This is a genomic window from Ilumatobacter sp., from assembly GCF_041688325.1.
In the GTDB taxonomy this organism is placed as follows: Bacteria; Actinomycetota; Acidimicrobiia; order Acidimicrobiales; family Ilumatobacteraceae; genus Ilumatobacter_A.
The window spans coordinates 1-8,550 of the sequence record NZ_JBDNIJ010000023.1; the positions used below are offsets into that span (position 1 = coordinate 1).

The 8,550-nt window shown below is 62.9% G+C and carries 9 protein-coding genes; 2 read left to right on the plus strand and 7 right to left on the minus strand.

Annotated elements, in window-relative coordinates:
* Positions 1-639: class I tRNA ligase family protein (locus tag ACH2EI_RS01675; protein WP_395158938.1), on the plus strand; the 639-nt coding region annotated here is incomplete at its 5' end.
* A gap of 145 nt (positions 640-784) precedes the next feature.
* On the opposite strand, the gene ACH2EI_RS01680 is transcribed toward ACH2EI_RS01675, so the two are convergent.
* Complete coding sequence (locus ACH2EI_RS01680) at positions 785-3,160, minus strand: MMPL family transporter (RefSeq protein ID WP_395158940.1); 2,376 nt, start codon at positions 3,158-3,160, stop codon at positions 785-787.
* Between the two features lie 71 nt (positions 3,161-3,231).
* Between ACH2EI_RS01680 and ACH2EI_RS01685 the strand changes: the two genes are divergently transcribed.
* Positions 3,232-3,846, plus strand: coding sequence for a TetR/AcrR family transcriptional regulator (locus ACH2EI_RS01685; RefSeq protein WP_395154177.1), 615 nt, complete (start codon positions 3,232-3,234; stop codon positions 3,844-3,846).
* Between the two features lie 72 nt (positions 3,847-3,918).
* On the opposite strand, the gene ACH2EI_RS01690 is transcribed toward ACH2EI_RS01685, so the two are convergent.
* From ACH2EI_RS01690 to ACH2EI_RS01715, 6 genes are all read right to left on the minus strand, one after another.
* Positions 3,919-4,671: a hypothetical protein gene (locus tag ACH2EI_RS01690; RefSeq protein ID WP_395158942.1), complete on the minus strand. Its 753-nt coding sequence runs from the start codon at positions 4,669-4,671 to the stop codon at positions 3,919-3,921.
* 237 nt (positions 4,672-4,908) lie between these two features.
* Positions 4,909-5,097 carry an EAL domain-containing protein gene (locus ACH2EI_RS01695; RefSeq protein ID WP_395154175.1) on the minus strand — a complete coding sequence of 63 codons (189 nt, stop codon included), beginning with the start codon at positions 5,095-5,097 and terminating at the stop codon, positions 4,909-4,911.
* 45 nt (positions 5,098-5,142) lie between these two features.
* Positions 5,143-5,550: an EAL domain-containing protein gene (locus ACH2EI_RS01700; RefSeq protein ID WP_395154174.1), complete on the minus strand. Its 408-nt coding sequence runs from the start codon at positions 5,548-5,550 to the stop codon at positions 5,143-5,145.
* A gap of 39 nt (positions 5,551-5,589) precedes the next feature.
* Entirely contained in the window at positions 5,590-6,102 is a 513-nt protein-coding gene (locus ACH2EI_RS01705) for a diguanylate cyclase domain-containing protein (protein ID WP_395154173.1), read from the minus strand.
* Positions 6,103-6,189: 87 nt separating this feature from the next.
* Complete coding sequence (locus ACH2EI_RS01710) at positions 6,190-7,467, minus strand: MFS transporter (RefSeq protein WP_395158944.1); 1,278 nt, start codon at positions 7,465-7,467, stop codon at positions 6,190-6,192.
* 21 nt (positions 7,468-7,488) lie between these two features.
* A partial coding sequence (locus tag ACH2EI_RS01715) for a hypothetical protein (protein WP_395158946.1) occupies positions 7,489-8,550 on the minus strand: 1,062 nt, incomplete at its 5' end.

The window sequence follows — 8,550 nt, forward strand, 5'->3', positions numbered from 1 at the left end:
GCCGACACACCGCGCCTCTACGAGATGACGGGCGGACCGCTCGACTCCTCACGTCCGTGGGAGACCCGCGACGTGGTCGGCATGTACCGCTTCCTCCAGCGGTTGTGGCGCAACGTCATCGATGAGTCGACCGGTGAGTGCACCGTCGTCGACACGCCGGCCGACGAAGACACGCTCAAGCTGCTCCATCGCACCATCGACTTCGTTCGCACCGAGATGGACGAGCTCCATTTCAACACGGCAATCGCCAAGCTGATCGAGCTGAACAACGCTGTCACCAAGCTCGACGCCACGCCACGCGAGGTCGCCGAACCAATGGTCGCGATGCTGGCGCCACTGGTCCCGCACATCGCCGAAGAGCTGTGGCGCAAGCTCGGCCACGGCAGCGACGACGGGGGCACAATCACCTACGTCGACTTCCCAACAGCCGATCAATCCATGCTCGTCGACGACACGGTCGAACTGCCTATCCAGATCAACGGCAAGGTGCGGAGCCGGGTCAGTGTTGCTGCCGATGCCGACAAAGCGACCATCGAAGCCGCAGCGCTCGCTGACCCAAAGGTCGTCGAGGCCCTGGCCGGCGGCAAACCCAAGAAGCTCATCGTCGTCCCCGGCCGCATGGTGAATGTGGTCGTCTGACGACGCCCTGGCGACTGCGTCGCCTGGCGACTGCGTCGCCTCCATTCATTTTCTTCAGCCTGCCGGCTGAACTCGCTGCGCTCGGGGTGTCACGTTCCGGTCTGACCAAAGTGTGACAACCAGCGCTCACACTTGCTCAAACTTCTCAGGCGTCGACGAGTTCGCGCTCTGGTTCTACTTGCTCGTCGCTTCCGCCTTCGACGTTCAGGGTCGGCAGGATGCGGTCGAGCCACTTCGGCAGCCACCAGTTTTTCTCGCCGAGTAATTCCATGGTGGCGGGCACGAGCAACATGCGGACAAGGGTCGCGTCGAGGAAGACCGCAGATGCGAGGCCAAGGCCGAACATCTTGATGACGCGGGCGTCTTCGAGCACGAAGCTGCCGAACACCACAACCATGATCGCTGCCGCAGCAGTGATGACACGGGCCGTTGCGGCCAGGCCGTCAGCAACCGAGTTCTTTGCGTCGCCGGTCCGGTCATATTCCTCGCGAACGCGGGACAGCAGGAAGACCTCGTAGTCCATCGAGAGGCCGAACACGATGGCGAACAGCATCATCGGGAGGAACGGTTCGATCGGGCCGCTGCCAGTACCGAGCAAGCTCACACCCCACCCCCACTGGAACACGACAACGATGATGCCGTAGGCGCCGCCGATCGACAGCAGGTTCATGATCACGGCCTTTAGTGGCACCAGGATCGACCGGAACACCATCATGAGGAGCAGGAACGACAGACTCAACACTGCGACGAAAAACACCGGCAGCCGTGCGCTGAGGTAGTCAGAGAAATCAACGCTCGACGCCACGGCGCCGGTCAGCTTCACGTCGAGGCCAGAGTCGGCAACCGCATCCGGAATCGTCGTCTCGCGAAGGCTGCGGACCAGCGTCGAGGTGGCTTCCTCCTGTGGCCCAGTCTCAGGAACCACAAAGATCTGGAAGGCCTGCTGGTTGTCTGAAGGGATCGGGCCCAACGCTCTGGCCACGCCGTCAGCGCCATTCAGCGCTGCAACAAGTTCTTGCGCTGCCGCGAACTGTTCAGGGCTGTCGACTTCTGCCACAGCGATCAGCGGGCCGTTGCTGCCCGGACCGAAACCCTCGGCGAGGAGCTCATAAGCGTCGCGAGTCGTGGTGCCCTCAGCGAAGGTGCTCTCGTCACCGAAGCCGAGACGGAGCCCCAAGACTGGGATGCTCATGATGAGCAACAGGACCGTCACGCCGATCGCCATCGGCCACGGGTTGCGCTGCACGAAGTGGCTCCAGCGGTACGACCAGGTTTCGCGCAGCGGCTTCTCCGGCCGTGGCGGCAATGCCTTGCGGAGACCCGGGATGAAGAACGACAGAATCAGCGTCCCCACCGACATGGCGGCAAAGGCGGCGGCAACGGGCTGGAATCCGAGGCCGACGGACAGCAGTGCAACGGCGATGAAACCAGCCATGATCAGGCCGCGCCAACGGGTGACTTCGACTCTCGGGCCGGCGAAACCAATGAGCGCTGGCAGGAGCGTCACCGAGGCGACCATCGTGATGGCGACGGTGACTGCGGCACCGGTGGCCAGCCCGTTGATGAACGCCAACTGCATGACAAACATACCGAGCAGCGAGATGACGACGGTCAGGCCTGCGAAGAGTACGGCGCGCCCTGCGGTGTCGATCGCGCGAACTGTGGCGTCGTGCGGTGACATGCCTGAGCGCGTCCCCTCTCGGTATCGGGTGACGATGAAAAGGGCGTAGTCGATGCCGACACCGAGGCCGATCATCGCACCGAGCGTCGTGGCGAAATCGGGGATCGACATCACGTTGGTCAGCAGCGTGATGGTCCCGACACCAATTCCGACGCCGAACAACGCCACGCCAATCGGCAGGCCCATGGCCAGCACCGAGCCGAACGCGAGAATCAGGATGACCACGGCGAATGCCAGGCCGATGAGTTCCGACTCCGGCGGCTCGAACGCTGCGAGTGCTGCGCCACCGATCTCGATGTTGACGCCATCGAGTTCCGTCGCCTCGACCAGCACGTCGATCTCCCTGCCGATCTCGCTCGCCCGCAGTTCGTCGGTGTTCTCGTCGAAGTCGATGCTCGCGTATGCGATCTTCCCGTCGGGCGCCACGAGGCCCCGTTGCTCACCAATTGACGAGTACGGACTTGTCAATGTGATTTCTTCAAATGCCGCGATCTCGTCGAAGAGGCCGGACAGAGTCGACTCGACCTCGGCATCGCCGACACCCTGCTCTGCCTCGAACACGATCGATCCGGACAAGAAACTGCCGCCAGCACCGAAGTTGTCTTTCAAGATCTCGAAGCCGGCGAGCGAATCGGAGTCGGGGCTTTCAAACGAGCTCTCTGAAGAGCTGCCGATTGTGCCGACGGCGACGAAGGTTCCGAGAAACACGACGATCCAGGCGAGCAACACGGCTCGGCGACGACGGAACGCGAACGAACCAAGCCGCGCCCACACCGATGCGTCAGCACCTGGCTTCGTGACGACTTCGAAACGCTCTCCACTATTGGACAGTTTGTTCATGTTTGATATCCTGCCGAGTAGGATGTGGAAAGGCAAGGATCCGTCCGCGATCGTGTCCAAAGACACAACCCATGACCCGCGAAGCCACCTCCTCCGACCACGACGCACCCGACCTCTCCGTCGATCCTCGGAGCGAGCGGTCGCGCCAGGCAGTACTCGACGCCGCGGTTGCACTGCTCTTCGACGGTGGACCCGACGAAATCACTCACGCCAAGGTCGCCGCTGCGGCCGAGGTCAGTAGGACGACGGTCTACAAGCACTACCCGCAGCGGTCCGACCTCCTCCACGCCACACTCGAAGCCATCAGTAAACACGTGCCGCCGGCGAACAAACTGACCGGCAGTGTGCGCGACAACCTCGTCGCCCTGCTGAGCAACCTTGCGTCAGATCTCCGCGACGAGGGGCGCACCAAGATGATCGCCGTGATGATCGAACGGGCATTGCACGACGACACAGTCGGCACCGTGCGCGACCGTTTCATCGCCGAACTCGTCGAAACGTTCACGGCGATTGTCAGGCTGGGAGAAGAGACAGGCCAGTTGCGCGCCGGTGTCGCTCCGATGCAGGCACTCGGCTCGATGGCGGGTTCGCTGCTGTTCCATCGCCTGCTCGCGAACGAAGTGGTTGACGACCAATTGGTGGCCGATGTGGTCGATTTGTTCGTCTCCGCCCATGCGCCCGCTTGAACGCCGATTTGAGCGACGCGCAGCCGGCTGCACCGTTGGCAGATTGTTGGACGGGCCTGGAGCGGCCTCGTTTCAGCCGAACGCTCGGATCGGGCGAACCAGGTTGCCAGTCGTGCGGAACTTGCTCGTCGTGTACGGGCTGGTCGGACCCTGTCCGCCGGTCTCGAAATGCTGCGCCCACACAAATTGCGCCGTCGCACGAGACGACGACCAGTACGCGTCGTCGGCCAAATCACCGACCGCCGGCGAGCCTGACTTGAGCACCACATACATCTCGTTCAGTTCGTCCTTCGACGGGAGGAACCAGTCGTCGAAGCCGTCAAGCTCGAATGCCGCCGCGTCGAGGCCGGCGCCGTCGCTGCACCCGAGTAGGGCCAGAGTGTTCGCTGCTCCGGCACCCACCTCTGTCTCGTAAATATCTGCAGTCGGAGTTCCAGTGCACCATGCGGGGCGCGTGCCGGTGTCGGCGGGGGCTGCTTCGAGGTAGCGCCCGCCTGAGCTCATGCCTTCGGCAGCGTTGATCGGTTGAGCAGACACGTAGAACACGATGCCTCCGGCCGGGCCCGTGTCACCGACCGTGCACGTGCCCCCGTCAGCGCAGCTGATATCCGAGGCGGTGGACACAGTCGGCTCGCTCGGGGCTGCTTGGCTCGGCTGCGCCTCATCCGAGCTGGGAACGTCGGGTGCAGCTTCGTCGGCTTCGGCAGTTGTCACCTCGTTCACCTCGTCTACCTCGTTGACCGAGGCGTCCTCGGCCGAGTTGGCGTCGAGGCCCGCGACGTCGTCAGACTTACCGCCACACCCGCTGACCCCAACGAGCAACATGGCCAGGGAGACGGCGAGGCCCGCTGAACGGATCGAACCGGATGTGGAGCGTGTAGAGCGTGTAGAGCGTGTAGAGCGTGTAGACAGAGTGCGTCTCGGCAGGTCAGAGAACATTTACCCAGTATCCTGCCCTTTCGTAAGAGAATCGCAAGAACCAGTTGTGAGCATCACCAGAACTACTCGGCGCGGTCTTCAGTTGCCCCGCTCGACTGGGCCTCATCCGAGCTGGATCGGCGATCAGCCCGTTTCTTCTCTGCGCGTTGACGAACCGTTGGGTACGGGCAACGCCCAGTCGATCTCCATCATCGCCGACTCCGACATGGGCTCTGCAAAGTAGAAGCCCTGGGCGTAGTCGCATCCGATCCGGACGATCTCGGCGTGTTGTTCTTGGCTCTCGATTCCCTCAACAACCACCACCATCCCCAACTCATGCGCCCCAATCTCATGCGCCTCAACTCATGCGCACCAATCTCATGAGCGAGGTGAGTCACCGCTGACAAGTTGTCGGGCAGACACGTTCACCGCGATGCCGATCGGGGCAAGACGTTCGCCGGTCCCCCAGGCCACGAAGGCTGCACAGCTTTGCTCGAGGACCCATTCGCCAACAAGATTGATCAGCAAGCTGCGTTCGGCTGCCCCAACGATGATCAACGGTGCAATTTCACCTCGGGTCGGGTGGTCCCACCGCAACAGCGCCTCGACCCCGCTCATGACGTTGTCTGACGGGCGAACAATCGGTTGGTACACGATCGAGAGGGCGTCTTTTTCGAGCGCTTCACCGATTTCTTGCTCAAAGTTTTGAGGGAAACTGTGCAGCGCGCTATCGATCGGTCCGACGACATGACGTCGACCTCCTCGATGTCGCTTAATGAGATACATCGCCGTGTCCGCATGCACAATCAGGTCGGCCGAGACTTCCTAGCTAGGGCCAGCAACGGCGATGCCGATACTTGCCGATATCGACAACCGGAGGCCATCGACCACGAACGGCCACTCGAATACCTTCTCGATGCGAGCCCCGATCGTTGCTACCTCGATCTCATCGGGCAGGGCCTCACATACGAACACGAACTCGTCGCCCGATATCCGCGTGACGGTGTCCCCTACTTGCAACATATTGTCGAACCGCCGAGCGACTGCGATCAAGAGTTCATCGCCGACATGATGGCCGTGGTGGTCGTTGACCAACTTGAACCGGTCGAGGTCGACGAAGTGCACGGCGGTGTAGAGCCGCGACTGTTTCGCTCGCTGATTCGCCTCGTGGACCCGGTCCATCAGCAGCGCACGGCTCGGTAGCCCTGTAAGCGGGTCATGCAATGCGTCGTACACGTACTGATCTGACACAGCATCGCTCGACGCCGAAACGTGCTTCGGACTCAGGTCGTGCGAGATCAGCGTCACCCCGGCGCCGGTGACCGGAAGAACCTCCACGACCCGTCCCACCAGATGGTCAACAATGCCTTGGATCGGAATTTTCCATCAGGTTCCATGCAACGACCCGTCTGAGTCCCGTCGCGCTCACGTCGGCCGCGCAGGTTCGGATTCTTCGGGCGGACGGACGTTGCGGAACATGGCAAGAAGCAGCAAGTCGTACGTGGCCTTCAACGTGCCGGCGATGATGAGCGGCCATCCAAACGTCGAGTGATCGAGCATCCAACCCGCCGCGATCGGCGGGAGCGCTCCGGCCAGGCTGCGCGGCACCCCGGTGATACTCGCCGCTGCGGGGCGTTCCTCTGGAGCGACCACCGCCATCACGTATGAACTACGCGCAGGGACATCCATCTGCGACAGAGCTGCCCGCGCCAACAGGCACGTGACCGCCAATGGCGCATTGGGCATGAACGCCGCCAACACGAGAAAGCCGTTCGCCGGGAGGTGCGTGAAGACCATCGTGCGTACGAGCCCGATCCGGCGCGACACGCCGACGGCAAGCAGTTGTGAAAACGCCGAGAGCAAACCTGCCCAGAAGAAGATCGCTCCGCTGACCGCGAGTGAGAGATCGAACCGCAGCTTCAGCCATAAAACGAGAATCGCAGTGAGTGTGAATCCACCGCCGAGCGAATCCAGGCTGAACAGCAGGGCCAGCCGATACACGATCCGTCTCGATTCGCCGAGTGCCGACTGCGGAGCGCCAGGAGCGCCAGGAGCGCCAGGAGCGGACTCGATCGCCGGACTGAGCTTGCGGTAGCGAATGAGCACCGTCAAACCCAAGAGTGCGTACCCAACGAAGATCCATCGCAGCGCTGTTTCGAGATCGTGGTCAGTGCGGTTCGCGATCCACTCGGGCACACCGGCAACGGCCGCTCCGAACGCTGCGACCAGGGAACCGACCAAGCTGTAACGGGCGAAGACCGCCGTGCGATCCGAGTCGTCGACCGTTGCCGGGAGGAGCGCCTGTTCGGTCGGGAGGAACGCACTGACATCGCCGCCGCTCGGGTTGAGCGTCCCGATTGCGGCGACCACGATCAGCAACCAGTAGCTATCGACCACGGCGAACCCGACACCTGTGGCGACCATCAGGAGCGACATCGCCTGCAGTAGGCGACGGCGACGATAGGCATTGGCGCGGAGCCCGACAAACATCGTCAGCGCCGCCGACCCGAGCAGGGTCGAGGTGATGACGACGCCAGTCTGCGTGGTCGAGAGTCCGAGGGTGAGGAGATACGTCGTCAAGGCGATGCTGACGACTCCGTCGCCGAACGCTCGGATCCCGCGGGTCTGCAACAGCACCTTGGCGTCTGCGGATGCCGACGCCGGCAGCAGTCGCATCTGCACTCGGGATCGCGGCGTCGGCATGTTTCGGATACTACGGAGGGGTTAGCCCGCCAATGACGTACTCAGCGCCGTCAACGCTTGCTCTTGGGCGCTGGCGTCGGGCGAGGAGGCACGAACGGCACTCAGCACGTCGTCGATCTCGCTGTCGAGGAACGTCCAGGCCGTCTCATCGATAGGTTCGAGAGTTGGCTGGGCATCGTCCCACGCAGTCTCAAGATCGGCGATGCGAGCGACCGCTCCGGCCTGATCGCCGCTTTGCACGAGGCCGAGCGCGTCCTGGGTGATCGTGCTGAACTCGACGAGGTCACCGGCCGCGAAGTTCGCTGTTGCCTGCTGCGGCGTCAGCTGTTCGACAGGGGCGCCGCCGAGAGCTTCTTCCTGGGCCGAGAACGCTTCGTGCGGTTGGCTGTTGGCGTAGGTCAGCGTGCCAACGGCGAGCGCTGCGACGACGCCGTAGTAGCCGAGCATCTTGCGCTCACGTGCCGGCTCGCGAACGGCGGCGACGTGCGCCTCTGCTCCGTCCTCGATCACATCTGGCCGTTTCACAACGAGGAAGATGACGGTGGCGAGGATGGCGCTGAGGAAGACCACGCTGGTCCCGAGGGTGCCAACGCCGATGCCGCCGAGTTGCTTGTCGACAGCGAGCCAGTCGCCAAGGTTCGCGCCCAACGGACGGGTCAGGACGTAGGCCATCCAGAACGACAGCACCGCGTTGGCGCCGAGCTTCCACCCGACGATGACGGCAGCGATCAGGAACGTGGGCAGCAAGACCGCAATGCCTGGCGTCCAACCCGTGAGTTCGAGTGTCCAGTCACCGGCGGCAGTGCCGAGGGCGAAGGTGACGAAAATGGCGAGCCAGTAGAACAATTCCCGGGGCACGGTGACGATGCTGTGGATCGACAGGGTGCGTTCCTTGCGGTACCAGAGCCCGAATACCACGGCGAGTACCGCGGCAACGACCGGCGTGGTGATCGTCAGGTTGACCCCATATTTGTCGGTGAGGATGTCCGTGTAGAGCGTGCCGGTGACGCTGAGTACGACAACCGTCATCCAGTACGGGAACGCGTTGTACTTCGGCAGGCGGATCTGCCAGGTGAGCACAGC

Coding starts and splice junctions, on each gene's coding strand:
- ACH2EI_RS01680 (WP_395158940.1), bottom strand. CDS start 3,160: ATGAACAAACTGTCCAATAGTGGAGAGCGTTTCGAAGTCGTCACGAAG.
- ACH2EI_RS01690 (WP_395158942.1), bottom strand. CDS start 4,671: ATGTTGCTCGTTGGGGTCAGCGGGTGTGGCGGTAAGTCTGACGACGTC.
- ACH2EI_RS01700 (WP_395154174.1), bottom strand. CDS start 5,550: ATGTATCTCATTAAGCGACATCGAGGAGGTCGACGTCATGTCGTCGGA.
- ACH2EI_RS01710 (WP_395158944.1), bottom strand. CDS start 7,467: ATGCCGACGCCGCGATCCCGAGTGCAGATGCGACTGCTGCCGGCGTCG.
- ACH2EI_RS01685 (WP_395154177.1), top strand. CDS start 3,232: ATGACCCGCGAAGCCACCTCCTCCGACCACGACGCACCCGACCTCTCC.